Origin of the sequence: Pseudomonas sp. LH21, assembly GCF_036549575.1 — a bacterium.
Taxonomy (GTDB): Bacteria; Pseudomonadota; Gammaproteobacteria; order Pseudomonadales; family Pseudomonadaceae; genus Aquipseudomonas; species Aquipseudomonas peradeniyensis.
This window is the reverse complement of record NZ_CP144367.1, coordinates 5083867-5105171: the sequence shown is the minus strand read 5'-3', so window position 1 is coordinate 5105171 and position 21305 is coordinate 5083867. Positions and strand designations below refer to the sequence as shown.

The 21305-nt window shown below is 66.6% G+C and carries 16 protein-coding genes; 9 read left to right on the top strand and 7 right to left on the bottom strand.

Features of this window, described 5'->3' with window-relative positions; all coding sequences use genetic code 11:
- The first annotated feature begins 197 nt into the window (after window positions 1–197).
- Window positions 198–2486 carry a 5-methyltetrahydropteroyltriglutamate--homocysteine S-methyltransferase gene (gene metE / locus VUG52_RS23225; RefSeq protein WP_331832125.1) on the top strand — a complete coding sequence of 763 codons (2289 nt, stop codon included), beginning with the start codon at window positions 198–200 and terminating at the stop codon, window positions 2484–2486.
- Between the two features lie 37 nt (window positions 2487–2523).
- Here metE and VUG52_RS23220 read toward each other — a convergent pair whose 3' ends face one another.
- The 3 genes from VUG52_RS23220 to VUG52_RS23210 all read right to left on the bottom strand — a co-directional run bounded on the left by VUG52_RS23220 (window position 2524) and on the right by VUG52_RS23210 (window position 6553).
- Window positions 2524–4998, bottom strand: coding sequence for a TonB-dependent siderophore receptor (locus VUG52_RS23220; RefSeq protein ID WP_050703694.1), 2475 nt, complete (start codon window positions 4996–4998; stop codon window positions 2524–2526).
- A gap of 96 nt (window positions 4999–5094) precedes the next feature.
- On the bottom strand, window positions 5095–6045 hold the full coding sequence (locus VUG52_RS23215; protein ID WP_050703695.1) for a FecR domain-containing protein: 951 nt from the start codon (window positions 6043–6045) through the stop codon (window positions 5095–5097).
- Window positions 6038–6553 carry a sigma-70 family RNA polymerase sigma factor gene (locus VUG52_RS23210; protein ID WP_050703696.1) on the bottom strand — a complete coding sequence of 172 codons (516 nt, stop codon included), beginning with the start codon at window positions 6551–6553 and terminating at the stop codon, window positions 6038–6040. The genes VUG52_RS23215 and VUG52_RS23210 overlap by 8 nt, the downstream gene beginning before the upstream one ends.
- Before the next feature lie 168 nt (window positions 6554–6721).
- On the opposite strand from VUG52_RS23210, the gene VUG52_RS23205 reads away from it, so the two are divergent.
- The 3 genes from VUG52_RS23205 (at window position 6722) to VUG52_RS23195 (ending at window position 11041) form a co-directional block, all read left to right on the top strand.
- Window positions 6722–7348 (top strand): DNA-3-methyladenine glycosylase family protein, encoded by a 627-nt coding sequence (locus tag VUG52_RS23205; RefSeq protein ID WP_331832124.1) that lies wholly within the window; start codon window positions 6722–6724, stop codon window positions 7346–7348.
- Between the two features lie 177 nt (window positions 7349–7525).
- Entirely contained in the window at window positions 7526–8584 is a 1059-nt protein-coding gene (gene ada / locus VUG52_RS23200; protein WP_050703699.1) for a bifunctional DNA-binding transcriptional regulator/O6-methylguanine-DNA methyltransferase Ada, read from the top strand.
- Between the two features lie 54 nt (window positions 8585–8638).
- Window positions 8639–11041 (top strand): DUF3772 domain-containing protein, encoded by a 2403-nt coding sequence (locus VUG52_RS23195; protein ID WP_331832123.1) that lies wholly within the window; start codon window positions 8639–8641, stop codon window positions 11039–11041.
- Window positions 11042–11215: 174 nt separating this feature from the next.
- On the opposite strand, the gene VUG52_RS23190 is transcribed toward VUG52_RS23195, so the two are convergent.
- The 4 genes from VUG52_RS23190 to VUG52_RS23175 form a co-directional block, all read right to left on the bottom strand.
- The gene (locus VUG52_RS23190) at window positions 11216–11473 is read right to left on the bottom strand and encodes a hypothetical protein (RefSeq protein WP_050703701.1); all 258 of its coding nucleotides are present in this window, start codon (window positions 11471–11473) and stop codon (window positions 11216–11218) included.
- A 736-nt stretch (window positions 11474–12209) separates the two neighbouring features.
- Window positions 12210–13640, bottom strand: a complete 1431-nt coding sequence (locus VUG52_RS23185) for an aldehyde dehydrogenase family protein (RefSeq protein ID WP_050703702.1) — start codon at window positions 13638–13640, stop codon at window positions 12210–12212.
- A gap of 13 nt (window positions 13641–13653) precedes the next feature.
- Window positions 13654–15153 (bottom strand): purine-cytosine permease family protein, encoded by a 1500-nt coding sequence (locus tag VUG52_RS23180; RefSeq protein ID WP_050703703.1) that lies wholly within the window; start codon window positions 15151–15153, stop codon window positions 13654–13656.
- Window positions 15154–15240: 87 nt separating this feature from the next.
- A complete protein-coding gene (locus VUG52_RS23175; RefSeq protein ID WP_050703704.1) occupies window positions 15241–15630 on the bottom strand; it encodes a YybH family protein in 390 nt (129 codons plus the stop codon).
- Window positions 15631–15849: 219 nt separating this feature from the next.
- Here VUG52_RS23175 and VUG52_RS23170 point away from each other — a divergent pair, with 219 nt between their 5' ends.
- The 5 genes from VUG52_RS23170 to VUG52_RS23150 all read left to right on the top strand — a co-directional run bounded on the left by VUG52_RS23170 (window position 15850) and on the right by VUG52_RS23150 (window position 21270).
- A complete protein-coding gene (locus VUG52_RS23170; protein WP_050703705.1) occupies window positions 15850–16839 on the top strand; it encodes a Fic family protein in 990 nt (329 codons plus the stop codon).
- 443 nt (window positions 16840–17282) lie between these two features.
- Window positions 17283–17903 carry an isochorismate family cysteine hydrolase YcaC gene (ycaC, locus tag VUG52_RS23165; RefSeq protein ID WP_050703706.1) on the top strand — a complete coding sequence of 207 codons (621 nt, stop codon included), beginning with the start codon at window positions 17283–17285 and terminating at the stop codon, window positions 17901–17903.
- 60 nt (window positions 17904–17963) lie between these two features.
- Window positions 17964–20120 (top strand): FUSC family protein, encoded by a 2157-nt coding sequence (locus tag VUG52_RS23160; RefSeq protein WP_050703707.1) that lies wholly within the window; start codon window positions 17964–17966, stop codon window positions 20118–20120.
- Window positions 20110–20316, top strand: coding sequence for a DUF1656 domain-containing protein (locus tag VUG52_RS23155; RefSeq protein WP_050703708.1), 207 nt, complete (start codon window positions 20110–20112; stop codon window positions 20314–20316). Before VUG52_RS23160 ends, VUG52_RS23155 begins: the two co-directional genes overlap by 11 nt.
- A gap of 9 nt (window positions 20317–20325) precedes the next feature.
- Window positions 20326–21270: an HlyD family efflux transporter periplasmic adaptor subunit gene (locus tag VUG52_RS23150; RefSeq protein ID WP_050703724.1), complete on the top strand. Its 945-nt coding sequence runs from the start codon at window positions 20326–20328 to the stop codon at window positions 21268–21270.
- Window positions 21271–21305 lie beyond the last annotated feature (35 nt).

The window sequence follows — 21305 nt, the reverse complement described above, 5'->3', positions numbered from 1 at the left end:
ATTTCAGTGTTGATGCAAAGATCGCAGGGGCCGCTTTGCGGCCCTTTCGCGGCACAAGGCCGCTCCTACAGGGTTCGATATTCCTGCCAGCCATCATGAGGAAATTTTTAGTTCATCTCAAATTTAATGAGTTTGTCTCACCTTAGCCTCGCACCCAAAATGCCCTCCATTCATTTCAAGGCTCGAGGGACGACAACATGGCACTGGCACACAACCTGGGGTTTCCGCGCATCGGCCGCGACCGTGAGCTGAAGAAAGCCCAGGAGGCCTTCTGGAAGGGCGAGCTGGACGAAGCTGGCCTGCGTGCCGTGGGGCGTGGCCTGCGCGCCGCGCATTGGCAGGTGCAGAAGGCCGCCGGCATCGAGCTGCTGCCGGTGGGCGACTTCGCCTGGTACGACCAGGTACTCACCCACTCGCTGACCTTCGGCGTGATCCCCGAGCGCTTCCGTGCCAAGGACGGTGCCAAGCCGACCCTGCAGACCCTGTTCGCCATGGCCCGAGGGGTGAGCGACAACTGCTGCGGCGGCGCACACGCCCAGGAAATGACCAAGTGGTTCGACACCAACTACCACTACCTGGTCCCCGAATTCACCGCCGACCAGCAGTTCGCCTTGAGCTGGGAACAGCTGTTCGAAGAAGTCGAGGAAGCCAAGGCCCTGGGTCACGCGGTCAAGCCGGTGCTGATCGGCCCGCTGACCTACCTGTGGCTGGGCAAGACCAAGGGCGCCGACTTCGACAAGCTCGAGCTGCTCGACCGCCTGCTGCCACTGTACGACCATATCCTCAACCGCCTGGCCGTGCAGGGCGTGGAGTGGGTGCAGATCGACGAGCCGATCCTCGCCCTCGACCTCCCGCAGGACTGGAAGAACGCTTACGAGCGCGTCTACAACATCCTCCAGCGCGCCCCTTTGAAAAAACTGATCGCCACCTACTTCGGCGGCCTGGAAGACAACCTGGGCCTTGCCGCCAACCTGCCGGTCGATGGTCTGCATATCGACCTGGTGCGCGCCCCGGACCAGTACCCGACCATCCTCGACCGCCTGCCGGCCTACAAGGTGCTGTCGCTGGGCGTGGTCAACGGCCGCAACGTCTGGCGCTGCGACCTGGCCAAGGCACTGGACGTGCTGCGCCACGCCCACGAGCGCCTGGGGGATCGCCTGTGGGTGGCGCCGTCGTGCTCGCTGCTGCACAGCCCGGTGGACCTGGCGCGTGAAGACCAGCTCGATGACGAGCTGAAGAGCTGGCTGGCCTTCGCCGTGCAGAAGTGCCAGGAAGTGGCGCTGCTGGCCAAGGCGCTCAACCAGCCCGAGGCGGCCGATGTCGTCGAGGCGCTGGCGCAGAGCCGCGCCGTGCAGCACGCCCGCGCCACCTCGCCGCGCATTCACAAGCCGGCGGTGCAGGCCCGCGTCGCCGCGATCAAGCCCGCCGACAGCCAGCGTGCAACCGCCTTCGAGCAGCGCATTGCCAAGCAGCGCGCCGGGCTGAACCTGCCAGCCTACCCGACCACCACCATCGGTTCGTTCCCGCAGACCTCGGCGATCCGCCTGGCGCGCCAGTCGTTCAAGCAGGGCAAGCTGACGGAAGCGGACTACGTCGAGGCCATGCATAGCGAGATCCGTCATGCGGTGCAGATCCAGGAAAACCTCGGCCTGGATGTGCTGGTGCACGGCGAGGCCGAGCGCAACGACATGGTCGAGTACTTCGCCGAGCAACTGGACGGTTATGTGTTCACCCGCTTCGGCTGGGTGCAGAGCTATGGTTCGCGCTGCGTGAAGCCGGCGGTGATCTTCGGCGACCTGAGCCGCCCGAAGGCCATGACCGTGGACTGGATCAAGTATGCCCAGGGCCTGACCCGCAAGGTGATGAAGGGCATGCTGACGGGCCCTGTGACCATGCTGATGTGGTCCTTCCCCCGCGAGGACGTGAGCCGCGAAGTGCAGGCCCGTCAGCTGGCGCTGGCGCTCCGCGACGAGGTGGTCGACCTGGAAGCCGCCGGCATCAGGATCGTGCAGATCGACGAGGCCGCCTTCCGCGAAGGCCTGCCGCTGCGCCGCAGTGCCTGGCCGCGCTACCTGGAGTGGGCCACCGAGGCCTTCCGCCTGTGCGCCTCGGGCGTGCGTGACGAAACGCAGATCCACACCCACATGTGCTACAGCGAGTTCAACGACGTGATCGAGTCGATCGCGGCGATGGATGCCGATGTGATCACCATCGAGACCTCACGTTCGGACATGGAGCTGCTGGAGGCCTTCGAGCGCTTCGACTACCCGAACGAGATCGGCCCGGGGGTGTACGACATCCACTCGCCGCGGGTGCCGAGCAAGGAGGAGATGGTCAACCTGCTGCGCAAGGCGGCCCGGCGGATTCCGGCCGAGCGCCTGTGGGTCAACCCGGACTGCGGCCTGAAGACCCGCGCCTGGCCGGAGACCGAGGCGGCGCTGGTGAACATGGTGGCGGCGGCGCGGGCGTTGCGCGCCGCAGTCTGAAAACCGCGCTGGCTCCCGATGCGGCAGCCAATGCGCTTCAGAAGGTGCCGCGCAGGGTCACCGAGACATTGCGCGGATCGCCCCAGTAGTAGCCGGTCGGCGTCGGCGCCACCTGGCGGTAGTACTTCTTGTCGAACAGGTTGTTGGCGTTCAACTGCAGCGAATAGTTGTCGTTGAAGCGGTAGTTGACCATCGCGTTGTACACCGCATACCCCGACTGCGAGGCTTCGGCGCTGCCGCTGCGGTTGTAGATGTCGCTCTGCGCCTGCACGCCGCCACCCACGGTCCAGGCCTGCAGCTCGCCCGGCAGGCGATAGCTGGTGAACAGGCGCAGCATGCGCTTGGGGTCGGTGGTGCGGATCGGGTTGCCGTTGTTGCCGGTGGTGTCCTTGAGGTATTCGGTGGTGTTGTAGGTGTAGCCACCGGTCACGTTCCAGCCCGGCAGCACTTCGCCGGAAATCTCCAGTTCGAAGCCCTGGCTGCGGTTCTTGCCCGCGGCGACCTTGCAGTAGCCGCTGGTGTAGTTGGGCAGGCAGGGGTTTGGTCCGCTGAGGTCGTCCAGCGCATTGCCGACCTGGTAGATGCGGAAGAACGCCAGCGAGGTGTTCAGCCGGCCCTCGTAGAACTCGCCCTTGATCCCCGTCTCGTACGCTTCGCCGGTGACCGGTTCGAGCACGGAGCCGGCGGCATCGGTGTTGGTCTGCGGGTTGAAGATCTCGGTGTAGCTGGCGTAGGTGCTGAAGTTCTCGTTGAGGTCGTAGATCAGCGCGGCGTACGGCACGAGCTCGTTGTCGACGCTGAACTTGCCGCTGGCCTTGGTGTTGTTCTCCTGCTCGTAGTCGTACCAGTTGGCGCGGGCGCCGATGATCGCGGTGAGCGGGTCGGCCAGGGAGATGCGCCAGGTGGCGTAGGCGCCTTCCTGGGTGGTGCGGGTGCGCACCGGGTGGGCGGTGATATTGATGTTCGGGTTGGCCAGGCTGGTCTTCGGGTCCCAGGTGCGGATGTCGAACACGCCCGACTGCACATTGTTGGTGGCCGAGGCGTAGGAGTCGTTGCGGATGCGCTCGACGCCCAGCATCAGCTCGTGGGTGCGGCCAAGCAAATCGAACGGGCCGTTGAGGGTGGCGCTGAGGTTGTTCTGCAGGCTCTCGCCGCCATCGCCTTCGGTCACCTGGTAGCTCATCAGGTAAGGGTTGCGGGTCGGGTTGGCGGTGCCGGTGGCGCGGCTGAAGTAGGTCTGCTTGAAGCCGTTGTCGTCCAGCTCGAAGTGGGTGCGCTGGGCCATCAGCTTGAGCGTCCAGTCGTTGTCGAAACGGTGTTCGAGCTCGGCGAAGGTCTGCAGGTTGCTGCGGTTCCAGCGGTTCCAGTCGGCGCCCAGGTAGGTGCTGCGGCCGAATGGCAGCGGCGAGCCGTCGTAGTCGGCCGGCAGGTTGCCCCAGGCGCCGGTGGCGTCGAGCTGGGTCCATTCCAGGCCGGTGGTCAGGGTGGTGCTGTCGTCGAGGTCGAAGGCCATAACCCCGTACAGCACGTCCTTGCGCTCCTGGCGCGACTGCTGGAAGTGGTCCTTTTCGTCGTGCACCGCGATCACCCGGCCACGCACGTTGCCGGTTTCGGTCAACGGCCCGGAGAGGTCGGCGACGTAGCGCTGGGCGTCCCAGGTGCCGAGGGTGACGCTGCCTTCGCCCTGGAATTCGTAGGTGGGGCGCTTGCGCACCAGGTTGACGGTGCCCGAGGGGTTGCCGGCGCCGCGCAGCATGCCGGTGGCGCCGCGCAGGACCTCGGCGCGGTCGAGGATCGCCGAGTCGCTCTGGATGAACGAGCCGCCGCCGCTGCTCTGCACCACGGTGGCGCCGTCGTACTGGATGGCGTCGATCTGGTAGCCGCGCGAGTAGTACTGCACCCGCTCGCTGTCGGTGAGGTTGACCACCACGCCGGGGGTCTGTTCGAGCAGGTTGGTGAGGTTGGTGATGTTCTGGTCGTCGATCCGCTGGCGGGTGACCACGGTCACCGACTGCGGGGTGTGGCGGATGCTTTGCGGGGTCTTGCCGATGGTCACCGCCCCGGTGGTGTAGGAGCCGCTGTGTTCAGTGGTCTCGCCCAGGCGGTTGCTGGAGATGCTGGTGGCGCCCAGCTGCAGGGCGTCGCCGACGTCCAGGGCCGGGAGCAGCAGGAAGCTCTTGTCGCTTTCCTGCTGGACTTGCACGTCGCTGCCCCGCAGCAGGATCTGCAGGGCCTGGGCACTGTCATGCCGGCCTTGCACGCCCTGGGTGGTCTTGCCCCGCAGGCTGGTGGCGTCGAACGACAGGTTCAGCCCGCCCTGGCGCGCCAGCTGGTCCAGCGCGGCGGCCAGCGGGCCGGCCGGGATGTTCCAGTCGCGCTGCTGGCTCTGGCTGGCGGGCACGGCAAGGGCGAGGGTCGGCGGCAGGCCGGCGCAGGCCACGCCCAGGCCCAGGACGGCGGCGCGGATGGCATGGCGCAAGGGGGCGTTGCGGGGGGAACACGGGCGGATCATGAAGCGCTCCTGAAGGTTGGCAGACCACTGTTCGGGCTTGTTTCCTTCAGGCCGGACGAGAATGAGATTCCACCTCATTTATTTTTTGCGATGTTTTCAGGCGGCGTCGATGCTCACCCAGAAGCGCGTGCGGTAGTCGACGCGCACCGGCAAGCTGCGGGCTACCAGCAGCAGGATCTGGTCGGTGTCGGCCAGCTGGAAGGTGCCGGAGACCTTGAGCCCGGCCACTTCCGGCGCGCAGCGCAGCAGGCCGGGGCGGTAGCGCGACAGTTCGTCGATGAACTCGGCCAGGGGCATCTGCTGCACGCTGAGCACGCCATCGGTCCAGCCCCAGGGGTCGTTGTGCAGGGTGGCGGGCTGGTAGTCACCTTGGGCGAATACCTGCAGCACCTCGCCGGGCTTGACCTGATGCGCGGCGGCAGAGGCGGGGAACAGCGTCACCTCGCCCCGGCGCACGGCCAGCAGCAGGCCCTGGGCGTTTTCCCGCAGCAGCAGCTGGCCGCCCTGGGTGCTCAAGGCGCCGATGCGGGTGTCGATGCTGAACGGGCGGTTGTCGTTGGCGTTGCCGTCCAGGCTGACCTCGCCGCGCAGCAAGGTCAGCCGGCGCTGCTCGGCGCTGTAGCGCAGGTCGATGGCGCTGGCGGTGTTCAGGCGGATAAGGCTGCCGTCGCTGCCCAGCAGCTCACGGCGCTCACCGGTGGCGGTGCGGCTGTCGGCCATCAGCGCCGGCAGGCCCAGGGGCTCGCGCGCGGCCCAGCCGACGCTGGCGCCGAGCGCGAGCAGCGACAGCAGCTTGAGGTGGTCGCGCCGGCTCATGCGGCGGCGCTCGCTGCCGGCCAGGGTCTGGCGGCTCAGCTCGGCGGGCAGGCTGGCCAGTTCGTCGCCGAGGCTGCTGACCCGCTGCCAGGCCTGGGCATGCTGCGGGTGGCTGGCCAGCCAGCGCTGGAACTGCTGTTCGCTGCGTGGGCCGGGGCTGTCGTAGCGCAGTTTCACCAGCCATTCGATGGCCTGGTCGACCTGGGCCTGGGTCGGGTTCTGGTCAGGCATCGGCGTAGCGGATCCGGTAGCAGACACCCAGGGCCTTGGCCAGGTCGCGCTCGACCGTGGCCCGGGAGACGCCCAGGCGTTGCGCGACCTGGGTGAGGGTGAGGCCGTCGAGCTGGGCCAGCAGGAACGCCTGGCGCACCCGTGGCTTGAGGCGTTGCAGGGCGCGGTCGAGGCGTTCGAGGGTGTCGAGGATCAGCAGGCGCTGTTCCTCGCTGGGGGCTTCTAGCTCGGGCAAGCTGGCCAGGCTCTCGAGGTAGGCTTTTTCCAGGGCGCGGCGGCGGAACTGGTCGATCATAAGGCCGCGGGCGATGCTGCACAGGTAGGCCCGCGGCTCCTTGAGCGGTGAAACCTGGCGTGCCTTGAGCAGGCGTACGAAAGTGTCCTGGGCCAGGTCCGCGGCGTGCTCCCGGCAGCCGACCCGGGCACCGAGCCAGCCGCGTAGCCAGCGGTGGTGCGCCTGATAGAGCAGATCGACCTCGGCCGGTTTCAGCGTGTCTTCGATCTGCATCGTCTGGAGAGCCTGCCCGGATAATGTGATTGTTAATAGTTCTCAATTCTATGCGTGGCGTGGCGGGCGGAGCAATGGTAGGCCAGTAATTCGATGCGCAAGATTGAGCGTTTCACCGATGAACGGTTGGGCTAGGCTAGGGGATCGTGACTTGTGCGAATGCCCTTGATGATCCTTGCAGACCTTTCCCCGCAAGCCTTTGACGATGCCGCCGCCTGGCTGGCCGGGCAGGACCCGGACTGGGCGCGGCATATTGCCGCCGTGGGGCCTTGCCTGCACCGTGCCACGCCCGGGCGCGAGCCGTATGAGGCGCTGGTGCGGGCGATCGCCTATCAGCAGTTGCATGCGCGGGCGGCCGAGGCGATCCTCGGGCGGTTGCTGGCGCTGTTCGCGGATGTGGCGTTTCCCTCGCCCGAACAGTTGCTGGCGGTGACGCCGGAGGCGATGCGCGCCTGTGGGTTTTCCGCGAGCAAGATCGCCACGGTTCACGGGATCGCCCAGGCGCGATTGGAGGGCGTGGTGCCCAGCCGGGACGAGGCGCTGCGCATGTCGGATGCCGCACTGATCGAGCGCCTGGTGGCATTGCGCGGGGTGGGGCGCTGGACCGTGGAAATGCTGCTGATCTACAGCCTGGAGCGATCGGATATCCTGCCGGTGGATGATTTTGGCGTGCGCGAGGGGTATCGGCGCATGAAGGGGTTGGACAAGGCGCCGACGCCTGCGCAGATGCGGGTATTGGGCGGGGCGTGGAGCCCGTATCGCACCGTGGCGGCCTGGTACCTGTGGCGGGCTTGAAGTGTCGTACGCCTGCATGGCCCTATCGCGGGGCAAGCCCGCTCCCACGCCATCAGTGTTCAGCGTGGGAGCGGGCTTGCCCCGCGATAGGGCCCGTGAAAACACCGCAAGAATCGGAGTTCCACGCATCATCCACCCTGCCAGGCTGACGGTATCGAATCCCAGGAGAGGCCCCTGATGAAGCCCGCCCCGACCACCTACACCACCGACGCCGAACGCTGGCACGCCGTGCAGGCCCGCGACACCGCCGCCACCGGCCATTTCGTCTACGCCGTGCGCACCACCGGCGTGTATTGCCAGCCCGCCTGCAAGTCGCGCCTGGCCAAGCGCGAGAACGTCGAGTTCTTCAGCGCCGCCACCCAGGCCGAGGCCGCCGGCTACCGCCCGTGCAAGCGCTGCAAGGGCGGGCAGGGCAGCCGCCGCACCGAGCTGGTGGCCCGCGCCTGTCGCCTGATCGAGGCCAGCGAGACCGCGCCCAACCTCGACCAGCTCGGCAGCGAGCTGAACGTCAGCCCGTTTCACCTGCACCGCCTGTTCAAGGCCGAGACCGGCCTGACCCCCAAGGCCTATGCCTCGGCCTTCCGCGCCCAGCGTCTGCGCGAGCGCCTGGACGCCGCCGGCAGCGTCACCGAAGCCATCTTCGACGCCGGCTACAACTCCAACAGCCGCTTTTACGAAAGCGCCGGCGAGCGCCTCGGTATGCGCCCCAGGGAATACCGTGCCGGCGGCCAGGGCGCGACCATTCGCTTTGCCCTGGCCCAGTGCTCACTTGGGGCGATCCTGGTGGCCCAGAGCGAACGCGGCATCTGCGCGATCCTGCTCGGTGACGAGCCCGAGCCCTTGCTCAAGGACCTGCAGGACAAATTCCCCAAGGCCCAGCTGATCGGCGGCGATGACGCCTTCGAGCGGCTGGTGGCGGAGGTGATCGGCTTTGTAGAGGCCCCGGCCCTGGGCCTGGCGCTGCCCCTGGATGTGCAGGGCACGGCGTTCCAGGAGCGGGTCTGGCAGGCGCTGCGCGAGGTGCCGGCCGGGACCACGGTCAGCTACACCGACATCGCCGAGCGCATCGGCGCGCCCAAGGCTGTGCGGGCCGTCGCCCAGGCCTGCGCGGCCAACGCGATCGCCGTGGCCATTCCCTGCCACCGGGTGGTGCGCCGCGACGGCGACCTCAGCGGCTACCGTTGGGGCATCGAACGCAAGCGCCAGCTGCTGGACCGAGAGACGGCACTCTCCTGAGCCTCCAGACCGCGTAGAATTCACGCCCTGTCGAGTTGTGTAGAGGAGCATTCGATGAGGCGTGTCAGCCTTGACCGATTCTATGCGGGGATTTTCGCCCTGCTGTTGTGCCTGGCCGTGCCTGCCTGGGCCGCGCCAGCCACGCCGGTATCGCGCCTGGCCGTGGCCGAGCAGCAGGTGCTGGACGAGAACGCCAGCCTGGAGGAGTTGAGCGAACGGCTCGACCAGATCCGCCAGGGCGTCACCAGCAACGCCAACGACGACCTGCTTGCGCAGTTGCGCCAGTCGGCCCTGCAGGTGCAGCGCCAGGCCGATGTGCTGGTCACCCAGCGCACCGCCGACGTGCAGCGCCTGGACGACCAGCTCAACGTGCTCGGCCCGCCGCTGGAGGAGGAGGCCGAGAGCCTGACCCGCCAGCGCAAGCAGCTTACTGATGAAAAGAACAAGCTGGTCGCCGAGCAGAAGGACGCCACCACGCTGACCCAGTCGGCCCGTGACTTGTCGACACAGATCGTCAACCTGCGCCGCAGCCTGTTCAACTCGCAGATCACCAGCCGCGCCGCCAGCCCGTTGAGCCCGGCGTTCTGGTCGAGCCTGATCCGCCCCACCGACGACGACGTGGCGCGCCTGCGCGACCTGCGTGGCGAGGTGTCGGACGCCATGGCCAGCGCCTTCAGCGCCGAGCACCGCTGGTTGTTCATCACCGCGCTGGTGGCGGCGGTGCTGGTCTGGACCTTGGTGCGCCGGGTGCTGGAGCGCCTGCTGGCCGACGCCATGATCCGCTGGCTGCCCGAAGGCCGCCTGCGCCGCAGCGCCCTGGCGCTGAGCGTCAGCCTGGCGACCCTGGGCACCATCTCCGGCTCCGTGTCGCTGCTGCGCTGGGGCCTGGAGAGCAGCGCCGACCTTGGCACGGACCTCGCCAGCCTGACCAACCATATCCTCGCCCTGGTGATCTTCAGTGCCTTCATTTCGGGCCTGGGCCGCGCCATGCTGATGCTGCAGCGCCCGTCCTGGCGCCTGCCGCCGATCCCCGACGAAGTGGCCAGCGCCCTGGGCTGGTTCCCCAAGGTCCTGGCCCTGGCGCTGATGGTGCTGCTGACCCAAGAGCGCATCAACAGCGTGATCGGCACCAGCCTGGCGCTGACCCTGGCCACCAACGGCCTGACCGCCCTGGTGGTGTCGCTGCTGTTCGTCGTGGCCCTGCTGCGCTACCGCCGTGCCCGTCGCCAGCATGACCTGGAGCGGCCCAAGGGCCTGGCCGGGCTGATCCCGTTCGTGATCGTGGTGTGGGTGCTGGCGATCCTGCTGACCCTGCTTGCCGGCTACCTGACACTGGCCTACTTCCTCACCGCCAAGCTGCTGTGGATCAGCGTGGTGGTGGTCTGTGCCTACTTGCTGGTCACGGTGTTCGGCGATTTGTGCGAAACCCTGCTGTCGCCCCGCCAGCCCGGTGGCCTGGCACTGGCCTCGGCGCTTGGCCTGCAGCAACGCCACCAGGCCCAGGCCAGCACGGTGCTGGCGGGTATCGGTCGCACGCTGCTGCTGTTCGCCGCCGCGTTGCTGGTGTTCATGCCTTCGGGCACCAGCCCGGGCGAGTTGCTGCTGAGCCTGGCGGACTGGGACGGCACCGGCGGCAAGGTGTTGGGCAACCTGAACATCGTGCCCCAGGACATCTTCCTGGCCGTGGCGATCTTCCTCGGTGGCTGGTTCGCCATCCGCGTGGTCAAGCGCTGGCTGAGCGAGCGACTGCTACCGGAGACCGACATGGACGCCGGCATGCGCGCCTCGCTGGTGACCCTGGTCGGCTACCTGGGCTTCCTGTTCCTGGCCATGCTGGTGATGTCCACCCTGCACATCAACCTGACCAGCCTGACCTGGGTGGTCAGTGCGCTGTCGGTGGGTATCGGTTTCGGCCTGCAGCAGATCGTGCAGAACTTCATCTCCGGCCTGATCCTGCTCACCGAGCGCCCGGTGAAGGTGGGCGATTGGGTGAGCCTGGCCGGTGTCGAGGGCGACATTCGCCGGATCAACGTGCGCGCCACCGAGATCCAGATGTCCGACCGCTCGACGGTGATCGTGCCCAACTCGCAGTTCATCTCGCAGAACGTGCGCAACGTGACCATGGCCAATGCCCTGGGGGTAGTTGGCATCACCCTGACGCTGCCGCTGGAGACTGACCCGGCGAAGGTGCGCGAGGTGTTGCTGGCGGCGTACAAGGAGCATGAGTCGATCCTCGATGCGCCGGCCACGTCGGTGACCTTCAAGGATTTGACCAGCAGTGGCATGGTGATCGGTGTGAGCGGTTACGTGGCCTCGCCGCGGCAGGTGTCGAGCACGCGCAGCGACCTGCTGTTCACCATCCTCGGGCGCTTGCGTGACGAGGGCATCGCCCTGTCGTCGCCGCAGAGCATGGTGCTGGTGCAGGAGAACGGGCGACCGGCCGACGAGCCGGCGTGAGGCCATCGCGGGGCCTGCCCGCCCACGCCCCTGTAGGAGCGGCCTTGTGCCGCGAAAGGGCTGCGTAGCGGCCCCGACGATCTTTGCTCAACACTGAAATCTGGGGCCGCTACGCGGCCCTTTCGCGGCACAAGGCCGCTCCTACAGGGATCGTGCAGGGCAGGTCTCCAGGCGTCAGCCGCAAGAGCAGCGGTTCAATGCATGCTCCGCCAGCGCCCGCCCCATCTGCACGTTGTGTGCGGCGTTCACCAGCATCCCCAGCCCGAGTTCGCCGGACAGGGCGCAGCAGTACTCGTCGATGGTGTCTTCGATACCGCGCATCAGCTGGATGGCGTGAAGCAGCGCTTCGGTGGTGGGCATATCGTCGTTGATGGTGAAGAAGGGGCGGTTGAGCGATTTGGCAGGGGGGGGATCAGGAACGATCTTTTTCATTGCGAATCTCCAGGTTAGTCAGGAGCTGCACGCTGATCCCTCTCACAGGATTGGGTGGCAGCTGTACGCAGGGTGAGAGACCGGAAACCTGGGAACCCGGCCAGGACGAATCCTGCCCGCGCACAGCTGCCGCAAAGGCTGCAAACCAGATCTCAGGCTCTCACACCTGATCGTCAGAACGACGACCTGGGGAAGTTAGTCCTGCTGATGGCCCTCGACAATTCAGACGCGTCGGCAGCGTGCGTAGGGTAATTCCCAAGCTGTTCTGCTTTGAAGCACCTTGTTTCAGGTTCGGAAATGTCTTACGGCTGAAGAGGTGTTGATTGTCGTGGGAGCGGGCTTGACCCGCGATGGGTTCCAAGTGATATCGCGAGAAGGCGACCTTGTCTTCGCCGATAGCCTTGCAGCGCTTATGAGATCGAGCGCCGCCCGCGCGGCGCATCGCGACGCAAGGCCGCTCCTACATCTGTTTCGGGCCAGTCAATCCTGTGCCATTACCGGGTCCGCCTTGTTGGTACGACGCGGTCGCAGCGTGGGCACCACTGGCGCCTCACCTGTCTCAAGACATGCACCAAGGCGGGCAACCATGGCCTGACAGGTTCGGCACGTTGCAACAAATGTAGGAGCGGCCTTGCGTCGCGATGCGCCGCGCGGGCGGCGCTCGATCTCGCAGGCGCTGCAAGGCTGCCGTCGAACACCTGCCAACCTCACGCGTCCTGTGAAAGGGCTCAGCTACTCACCCCAAACACCGCGTTACATGCTTCACCGACTGATACCCCGAAAGCCCCCAAGGCCCAAGCTCTCGGCCAATGCCGCTGCCCTTGGTCCCGCCCCACGAGGTCTCGACGAACACCGCCTGCACCGAGTTGATCCACACATGCCCGACCTCCAGCGCATCGGCCACGCGCTCGGCGCGTTCCAGGTCGGCGGAGCATACGGTGGCCACCAGGCCGAAGCGGCTGTCGTTGGCCTGGGCGATGGCTTCGGATTCACTGCCGAAGCGCCGCGCGCACAGCACCGGGCCGAAGATCTCCTCGCTCCACAGGCGGCTGCTCACCGGCACATCCACGTACAGCGTCGGGCTGACGAACCAGCCGTCGCGGTCCAGCGCCTTGCCGCCGGCCAGGCACTTCAGGCCTTCTTCGCGGGCGGTGGCGAAATAGCCGGCGACCTTGAGCCACTGCGCCTGGCTGGTCAGCGGCCCCATGTCCACTTCTTCCGCCAGCGGGTTGCCCACCCGCAAGGCTTCCAGCGCCGCCTGCAAGCGCGGCAGCAGGGCATCGGCGATGCCGTCCTGCACCAGCAGGCGCGAGGTGGCCGAGCACATCTGTCCGGCGTTCCAGGTGATGCCGGCGACGATCCACTCCACCGCCTGGTCGACATCGCAATCGTCGAACACCACGATGGCCGACTTGCCGCCCAGCTCCAGCGTCACCGGTCGGCATTGGGCCGCGGCGGCGCGCATCACCTGGCTGCCGACGCCGTTGCTGCCGGTGAACGACAGTTTGTCCAGGCCATTGTGGCCACTCAGGGCGGCGCCGGTCTCGGCCTTGCCGTTGACGATATTGAGTACGCCGGCCGGCAGGCCCAGCAGCTCGGCGATCTGGCCGTAGGCCTGCTCGATCAGCGGGGTGACCTCGGAAGGCTTGAGCACCACCGTGCAGCCGGCGGCCAGGGCCGGGGCGAGCTTCCAGGCGCTGGTCACCAGCGGGAAGTTCCACGGCACGATCAGGCCGACCACGCCCACCGGTTCCAGGCGGGTGCGGGCGGTGAAGCCCGGGGCGGCCAGGGGCACGTCGCGGTTCTTCGCCGGCAGTTGCTCGGCCAGATCGGCGTAGTAGGCGAAGGTGGCGATGGCGTCGTCCAGGTCGATTTCGGCCTCGTGGCGCGGCTTGCCGTTGTTGCGCATCTGCAGGGCGATCAGTTCGTCGCGGCGCTGGCCCAGCTGTTCGGCGAAGCCGCGCAGGTAGGTGGCGCGCTCGGCGGCGCTGACCGTCTTCCACGATGCCAGGGCGCGACGCGCGGCGGCCACGGCCTGGTCGACCTGGGCGCTGCTGGCGGCCATCAGTTCGGCGAACGGCTGGCCGTCGGACGGGTTGTGGACAACGATGCAGTCGCTGCCCTGGCCTTCGACCCAGCGGCCGTCGATGTAGTGGGGTGTGGTCATGGTCGGATTCCAGTCAGGCCATTTCGGCGGTGGTCACGGGCTTTACGGGCGTGCTTTTGCAGCGCACCCAGCGCGGGCCTTGTGGGCCATACACGCCAGCGGGTTCAGGAAACAGGTTGAGCAGGATCAGGTACAGCACGGCGGCGATGCCGAGGGTCACCGGCAGGCTCAGGTCGATGCCGCCGGCCAGCTCGCCCAGCGGGCCGACGAACTGCCCCGGCAGGTTGACGAAGCACAGGCCGATGGCCGCGCTGGGGATCCACGCGCCCATGCCGCGCCAGTTCCAGCCATGGTCGAACCAGTAGTGGCCGCCTTGCTGGCCACGGGTGAACACCTGCAGGTCGTCGGCATGGTAGAAGCCGCGGCGGGTGATCAGGCCGAGGATCATGATCACCATCCAGGGGCTTGTGCAGGTGATGATCAGCACGGCGAAGGTCGACACACTCTGCACCAGGTTGAAGGTGAAGCGGCCGACGAAGATGAAGCCGATGGCCAGCACGCCGATCAGCAGGGTGGCGGCGGCGCGGCTGAGCAGGCGCGGGAACACGCTGGACATGTCCAGGCCGGTGCCGTACAGCGCCGTGGTGCCGGTGGACATGCCGCCGATCACCGCGATCAGGCACACCGGCAGGAAGAACCAGCCCGGCGAGATCGCCAGCAGGCCGCCGACGTAGTTGTTGGCGGCGATGTAGTCCGGTGCCTGGCTGGCCACCAGGGTGGCGGTGCACAGGCCGAACAGGAACGGGATCAACGTGGCGGCCTGGGCCAGGATCACCGCCAGCATGATGCGCGACTTGGCGGTTTCGCGCGGGATATAGCGCGACCAGTCGCCAAGGAAGGCGCCGAACGACACCGGGTTGCTCATGGCCAAAATCGCCGCGCCGACGAACGCCGCCCAGAAGCCGGCCTGGCCGAGGTTGACGCTGCCGGCGTAGCCCGCGTCGAAGGGCCCGGCGAAGGCGAAGATACCCAGCAGGAACAGCAGGCTCGAGGCCCACACCGCGATCTTGTTGACCCACAGCATGAAGCGAAAACCAAAGATGCACACCACCAGCACCAGCACCGCGAACAGGCCGTAGGCCAGGCCCAGGGTCAGGTCGGTTTCCGGCAGGCCGACCAGGCGCTTGGCGCCGCCGACCAGGGCATCGCCCGAACTCCACACCGACAGCGAGAAGAACGCCACGGCGGTCAGCAGCGACAGGAACGAGCCGACGATGCGCCCGTGCACGCCGAAGTGGGCGCCGGACGATACCGCGTTGTTGGTGCCATTGAGCGCGCCGAACAGGCCCATCGGCGCAAGGATCAGCGCGCCCACGCCGACGCCGAGCAAAATCGCCCAGACGCCGGCCTGGAACGACAGCCCGAACAGCACCGGGAAGCTGCCCAGCACGGCGGTGGCAAAGGTGTTGGCGCCGCCGAAGATCAGGCGGAACAGGTCCAGCGGGGCGGCGTCGCGTTGATCGTCGGGGATCTGTTCGACGCCATTGGTCTCGATACCGGTCGAGTGGCTCATGGTGATGCTCCAGCGCGAATGTTGTCGGCCGTCGGGCGGCCTTGTTGTGTGTGCGATGGCAGTGCGGCAGGGCCGCTTGAAAGGGGATCAGGCCGGCGAGACGACCGACAGGTGCTCGTGGCAGGCCAGCCAGCGCTCGCCTTGCAGGCGCAAGACGATGGTCTCGCGCTCGTTCAGGTCGAGGGTTTCGCCGGCCACGCGCAGGCGCGTGGCCACATCGTGCATGAAGATCGCCACGTCGCCCTGCAGGCTCACCTGCGCGTTGCTGGACTCACAGCCGAGCACGGCGAATCCATCAGCCTGCCAGCTGGCCCAGAGATCTTCATAGGCGCGGCGAGACATCAGCGGTTGCGGCACGGTGTGGAAAAGGAAGGTGGCGTCTTCGCTGAAGCAGGCGAAGTAGCGGGCGGTGTCGTTGCTGGCGAAGGCGGCGACGAGGTCGGCGGCGGCCTGCCGTACCTGGAGTGTCTGGTCCACGGGAGTGGCCTCACGGTTTATTGTGATTGTTGGTGAAGCGATTCTGGTGGGGGCGGGCGGGGGGAAAAATCGCTGTGGGCAAATAATCAGTTCAGGAAATCGTGAACCAAAGGGGTACTGTGCTTTACCCGGGTGTTGCCACTGGCTAAGGTGTCGGCAGCCTTGACGTCATCAAGCTTCACGATCGTTCCCACGCTTTCAGACCCGATGGACATTCCCATGAGCCAGTATCTGCCGCCACTGACCGTGACACCGCGCATGCTGGCGCTGGTTGCCGATATCAGCGAGCAGGTGGGGGCACTTACGGCCAATCGGGAAGTGGCGCTTACCCCGCAACTGCGGCGGGGCAACCGCATTCGTACCATCCAGGCCTCGCTGGCGATCGAAAACAATACACTGAGCGTCGAACAGGTCACTGCGGTTCTGGAAGGGAAGCGGGTACTCGGCCTGCCGCGTGAAATCCAGGAGGTGCGCAATGCCTTTGCCACCTATGAAGCGATGAGCGGCTGGCTGCCCGAGCGTCAGACTGATCTGCTGGCTGCCCACAAGCTGCTGATGATGGGGTTGATCGACGACGCCGGCCAGTTTCGCCAAGGAGGTGTCGGCATCTATCGCGGCCAGCGCCTGTTGCACATGGCACCGCCTGCCAGTCGCTTGCAGCCGCTGATGCATGACCTGCTGCATTGGCTGGGCGCCAGTGACTGGCACCCGTTGATCAGCAGCTGCGTCTTTCACTACGAATTCGAGTTCATCCATCCTTTCGCCGATGGCAACGGGCGAATGGGTCGTCTGTGGCAGACGCTGATACTGAGCCGCTGGCGCCCGGTACTCGCCTACCTGCCGGTGGAGTCGGTGATCTGTGCCCAGCAGGAGACGTACTACGGTGCTTTGGCGGCTGCGGATCAGGCTGGCGAGGCCACGCCCTTTGTCGAGTTCATGCTCCAGGCGCTGCGAAAGGCATTGGCCGAGGCGAGTGAGACCGACCAAGTAACCGACCAAGTAACCGACCAAGTAGCGCGATTGCTGGAGGTTCTGAAACCGGGTGTCGCGCTGCGCGCCAATGAACTGATGGAGCGCCTCGAGCTGTCTCATCGGCATACCTTCAGAGCGAACTACCTCAAGCCAGCGCTGGCGGCCGGTCTGATCGAAATGACCGATCCGGCAGCTCCGCGCAGTCCGATGCAGCAATATCGTCGTACCTCACAATAACAGTGCCCGCCTCATTGTTCTCCAGATGGAACTCTGAGGGTTCACCCATGGGCCTACCGGCCCGCGCCTCTCCTCTCTACCGTTAGCCCTGTCGCCCGCCTGGCCCCAGGCCGCACGGGTATTTGCCACGGCCCGCCGACTGACGGTCGCTTCGTTCAGCCTGCGTTGCCTACTCTCATAGTCCCCACTGTGGATGTGTGGGGCGCGGCCCGACCGCAGCGGCCAGGATGGCCTGTTCTCCACGCCAAGAGGAGAGAACGATTAGCAATTTCTCGCAAGCTGCCAACGTTGAAGGCCAGGTGCCACGACTCGACCCCGGAAACGCCGCGATGCTGCTGATCGAGAGCTACACCAGGGCCCAGGCCGTCGTCACCGGTCATGAGCAACTAGACTCGCAACGCAACTGACTCTGGCTGTTCCCCATCCAAGCAAGGAGATCCACCATGGCATTCCAATACAAGCGTCTGGACAAGAACAACGCCGCGGTACTGCTGGTCGATCACCAGACCGGGCTGCTGTCGCTGGTGCGCGACATCGACCCGGACCGGTTCAAGAACAACGTGCTGGCGCTGGCCGACCTGGCCAAGTACTTCAAGCTGCCGACCATCCTCACCACCAGCTTCGAGACCGGCCCCAACGGCCCGCTGGTGCCCGAGCTCAAGGAGCAGTTCCCCGAAGCGCCCTACATCGCCCGCCCCGGCAACATCAACGCCTGGGACAACGAGGACTTCGTCAAGGCAGTGAAAGCCACTGGCAAGAAGCAGCTGATCATCGCCGGCGTGGTCACCGAGGTGTGCGTGGCTTTCCCGGCGCTGTCGGCGCTGGAGGAGGGCTTCGATGTGTTCGTGGTCACCGACGCCTCCGGCACCTTCAACGAGCTGACCCGCGACTCGGCCTGGCGTCGCATGGAGGCCGCCGGCGCCCAGCTGATGACCTGGTTCGGCGTGGCCTGCGAGCTGCACCGCGACTGGCGCAACGACATCGAAGGATTGGGCACGTTGTTCTCCAACCACATTCCCGACTACCGTAACCTGATGACCAGCTACAGCAAGCTGGCCAAGTGACGGTGTGTCCGGGCCCCGGTGCCGGGGCCCGGACCCGCCTTGTCGGTTACGAGGTAATGGATGGCTCCACTGATTGCCTATTTCAGGCTTGCCCTGCGCCCCGGGCGCGATGTGCTGCTGTTCGCGCTGCGTACGGTGGTAGCGGGCCTGCTGTGTCTCTACCTGGCATTCGTGTTCGACCTGGAACAACCGAAATGGGCGCTGATGACGGTGATCATCATCAGCCTGCCGCTGGCCGGCATGACCCTCAAGCGCAGCCTCGCGCAGGTGCTCGGCACCGTGGTCGGCGCGGCGGTGGCCGTGCTGCTGATGGCGTTGTTCGCGCAGATGCCGTACACCCTGCTGGTCAGCCTGGCGCTGTGGCTGGGGCTGTGCACCGCCGGTGGCACCTTGCTGCGCTATACCGATTCCCATGCCTTCGTGCTCAGCGGCTTTACCGCGGTGGTGGTGGCCATGCTGGCCGTACCCGAGCCCGAGGGCACCTTCATGCTGGCCGTCACACGGGTTACCGAGACCTTGCTGGCGGTGGCCTGCGTGGCCGTTGTCAGCCTGCTGACGGCCCGCCCGCAGGCGGTGGCCAACAGCTATTTCGCCAAAGTCGACAGCCTGCTGAAACTGATCGCCCAGCATGCCGCCGAGGTGATCCGCACCGAAGAGGACGAGGCCGCATTCGGTCAGCGTCAGGCCCGGTTGATCGCCGAGGTCAGCGCGCTGGAGGGGTTGCGTCGGCACCTGTACTTCGATGCCCCGCACCTGCGCAGCGGCGATGGACTGGTGCAACTGTTCGCCAACCAGCTGGTGCTGCTGGTTTCGCGACTGCTGGTGCTGCGTCAGCAGCGTGAGCTGATCAAGGCGCATTGGCAGGGGCCGCTGCCCGCGGATATCCAGCTGCTGCGCGACGCCGAACTGGCCAGCCTGGATGCGCTGGCGCGTGACGGTATGGCGCTCTCGGCAGCGGACCGCGAGGCCCTGCGCACCCTGCACAAGGGGTTCGATGACGCCGCCGACCGTGCGGAATTTCTCAATGAGCCACTGCCCCCGCACCTGCGCGCCCTGGCCTGGGCCTTGCGCTGGGAGCAGGCGCGCCTGCTGCAGCAACTGGACGAGCTGATCGAGCTGAACGAGGCGATCCAGCAGGGTCGTCTGGCCAGTTGTCCCCAGCAGCAGGGGCGCGCCAGCGCCTTGCACCTGGACTGGCCGCTGGCGGCGATGAACGCCGTGCGCGCCTGCCTGGCCCTGCTGCTGATCGGCGGGTTGTGGATCGAGAGCGCCTGGGATGGCGCGCGTTCGGCGGTGATCCTGATGGGCGTGATGTGTTCGCTGATGGCGACCTTGCCCCGACCGCTGCTGGCCAGCCAGAACTACAACCGCGGGCTGTTGGTGGGCATGGGCTTGTCGGCGCTCTATCAGTTCGCCCTGCTGCCGCTGTTCACCGACTTCGAGATGCTTGCCCTGTGCCTGGCACCGTTGCTGTACCTGGCGGCGGTCGGCCTGGCCAACCCGATGACCGCGGGGATCGGCATGGGCATCGGCCTGATCAGCCTGTTGATGATCGGGCCGCAGAATGTCGGGGCCTATCACAACAGCGATATCCAGTGGTTCGAGTTCGCCGGTGGCTACCTGGTGGCCGGGGTGCTGGCGATGGCCGTGTTTGCGCTGGTCTTTCCGTTCAATGCGCAGAAACGCATCGCCCGATTGTTTCGCCAGACCCGTGAGGATGTGCGCCGCCAGGTGCTCGGGAGCGGTTCGCTGGCCGGGCAGTTCGCCTTCGAGAGCCTGCTGCTTGATCGCCTGTCGGCGCTGATTGGTCTGTTGCCGGCCGCTGCGGACATGACCTCGCGCGAGCGTGTCGAGTGCGCGCTGGTATGCCCGGCGCTGGCCATCGCCCTGGGCCAGGCGCGTGCTTTGTCCAACAGTGATCTGGCGTTGCCATCGGCGACCCGGACACGCTTGCGGGAAAGCCTGCAGGGCGTCGCCGACTTCGTCGGTGGCCAGGGCGCGGTAGCGCTCGATCCGCTGTTACGGGAACTGGACGATCAGGCGCAGTTGCTCGATGCCCTGCATGGCGCGCCAGGGCAGATGGGGCGTGACGCCTTGCGCCGACTGTTCATCCTGCGGGTGGCGCTGGCGGTGGCCGGGCAGTTGCTGGCGCGTTATCGCCAGGTGCTGGAAGCTGAACGATCGCGGCTGTTGCCGGAGGTGGCCAATGCCCATTGATTTCGAGGTGGGCGGGGTCTACCTGCCGCCCATCGCCCAGGCGCTGCTGCTGGCGCTGCCGTTGTTTCTGCTGGTCGATGCCTTGTTGCGCCGGGTGGGCGTGCTGGCATTCGTCTGGCATCCGGCGCTGTTCCAGGGTGCCTTGTACACCGCGATTTGCGCGGCCCTGTTGTTGTGGATGGGAGTGAGCAGGTAGATGTCGTCGATCAAGCCGCTGTTGTCGCGCAGCCTGACCCTGGTCATGCTGACCGTTGCCATCGTGCTGGGCTGGCTGGCCTGGACGCACTATACCCAGGCGCCCTGGACCCGCGACGCACGGGTGCGGGCCGATGTGGTCACCCTGGCGGCGGAGGTCAGTGGCCGAATCGTCGCCCTGCCGGTGCGGGACAATCAGTTCGTGCACAAGGGCGACCTGCTGTTGCGCATCGACCCGGCGCGCTATGAACTGGCCGTGCTGCATGCCCGGCGCGCGGTCGAGGTGGCACGGGCAGCCTTGGGGCAGTCGCAGGCGAACATCGTCGCCAACCAGGCATTGCTCAAGCAGCGGCGTAGCGAGGAACAGCGCCGGGGCAAGCTGCAGTCACTGTCGGCCATTTCCGCCGAGGAGTGGGAAAAGTCCAAGACTGATGTGGCTGTGGCCCAGGCCGACCTGCTGCGCGAGCAGTCCAGCCTCGGCCTGGCGCAAGCCAATGTGCAACTGGCCGAAGCCACGCTGGAACAGGCACAGCTTGACCTGCAGCGCACCGAGGTGCTGGCGCCGGTCAATGGTCATGTCACCAACCTGCTGACCCGCCAGGGCGACTTCGCGCAACCGGGCGCCGCGTTACTGGCGTTGGTGGACAGCGATTCGTTCCATGTCAGTGGCTACTTCGAGGAGACCAAGCTGCCGCGCATCGCCGTCGGCAGCCGGGCGCGCATCGTGCTGATGAATGGCCAGGCGTTGCAGGGCACGGTGGAGAGCATCGCCTACGCCATCACCGACCGTGAGAACCAGCCGGGCAACCGCCTGCTGGCCAACGTCAATCCGAACTACACCTGGGTCAAGCTGGCCCAGCGCGTGCCGGTACGCCTGCGCCTGGAGCCCAAGAATGCCGAGGCGCCTGCTTTGCGGGCCGGGACCACCGCCACTGTGACGATCCTCGAAGAATGACGGATGATGCAGCAGTGAGCCGTGGACGAGTGTTG

Coding starts and splice junctions, on each gene's coding strand:
- VUG52_RS23180 (WP_050703703.1), bottom strand. CDS start 15,153: ATGAGCCACTCGACCGGTATCGAGACCAATGGCGTCGAACAGATCCCC.
- VUG52_RS23155 (WP_050703708.1), top strand. CDS start 20,110: ATGCCCATTGATTTCGAGGTGGGCGGGGTCTACCTGCCGCCCATCGCC.
- VUG52_RS23205 (WP_331832124.1), top strand. CDS start 6,722: ATGATCCTTGCAGACCTTTCCCCGCAAGCCTTTGACGATGCCGCCGCC.
- VUG52_RS23215 (WP_050703695.1), bottom strand. CDS start 6,045: ATGCCTGACCAGAACCCGACCCAGGCCCAGGTCGACCAGGCCATCGAA.
- VUG52_RS23210 (WP_050703696.1), bottom strand. CDS start 6,553: ATGCAGATCGAAGACACGCTGAAACCGGCCGAGGTCGATCTGCTCTAT.
- VUG52_RS23160 (WP_050703707.1), top strand. CDS start 17,964: ATGGCTCCACTGATTGCCTATTTCAGGCTTGCCCTGCGCCCCGGGCGC.
- VUG52_RS23220 (WP_050703694.1), bottom strand. CDS start 4,998: ATGATCCGCCCGTGTTCCCCCCGCAACGCCCCCTTGCGCCATGCCATC.
- ada (WP_050703699.1), top strand. CDS start 7,526: ATGAAGCCCGCCCCGACCACCTACACCACCGACGCCGAACGCTGGCAC.
- VUG52_RS23190 (WP_050703701.1), bottom strand. CDS start 11,473: ATGAAAAAGATCGTTCCTGATCCCCCCCCTGCCAAATCGCTCAACCGC.
- ycaC (WP_050703706.1), top strand. CDS start 17,283: ATGGCATTCCAATACAAGCGTCTGGACAAGAACAACGCCGCGGTACTG.
- VUG52_RS23195 (WP_331832123.1), top strand. CDS start 8,639: ATGAGGCGTGTCAGCCTTGACCGATTCTATGCGGGGATTTTCGCCCTG.
- VUG52_RS23170 (WP_050703705.1), top strand. CDS start 15,850: ATGAGCCAGTATCTGCCGCCACTGACCGTGACACCGCGCATGCTGGCG.
- VUG52_RS23185 (WP_050703702.1), bottom strand. CDS start 13,640: ATGACCACACCCCACTACATCGACGGCCGCTGGGTCGAAGGCCAGGGC.
- metE (WP_331832125.1), top strand. CDS start 198: ATGGCACTGGCACACAACCTGGGGTTTCCGCGCATCGGCCGCGACCGT.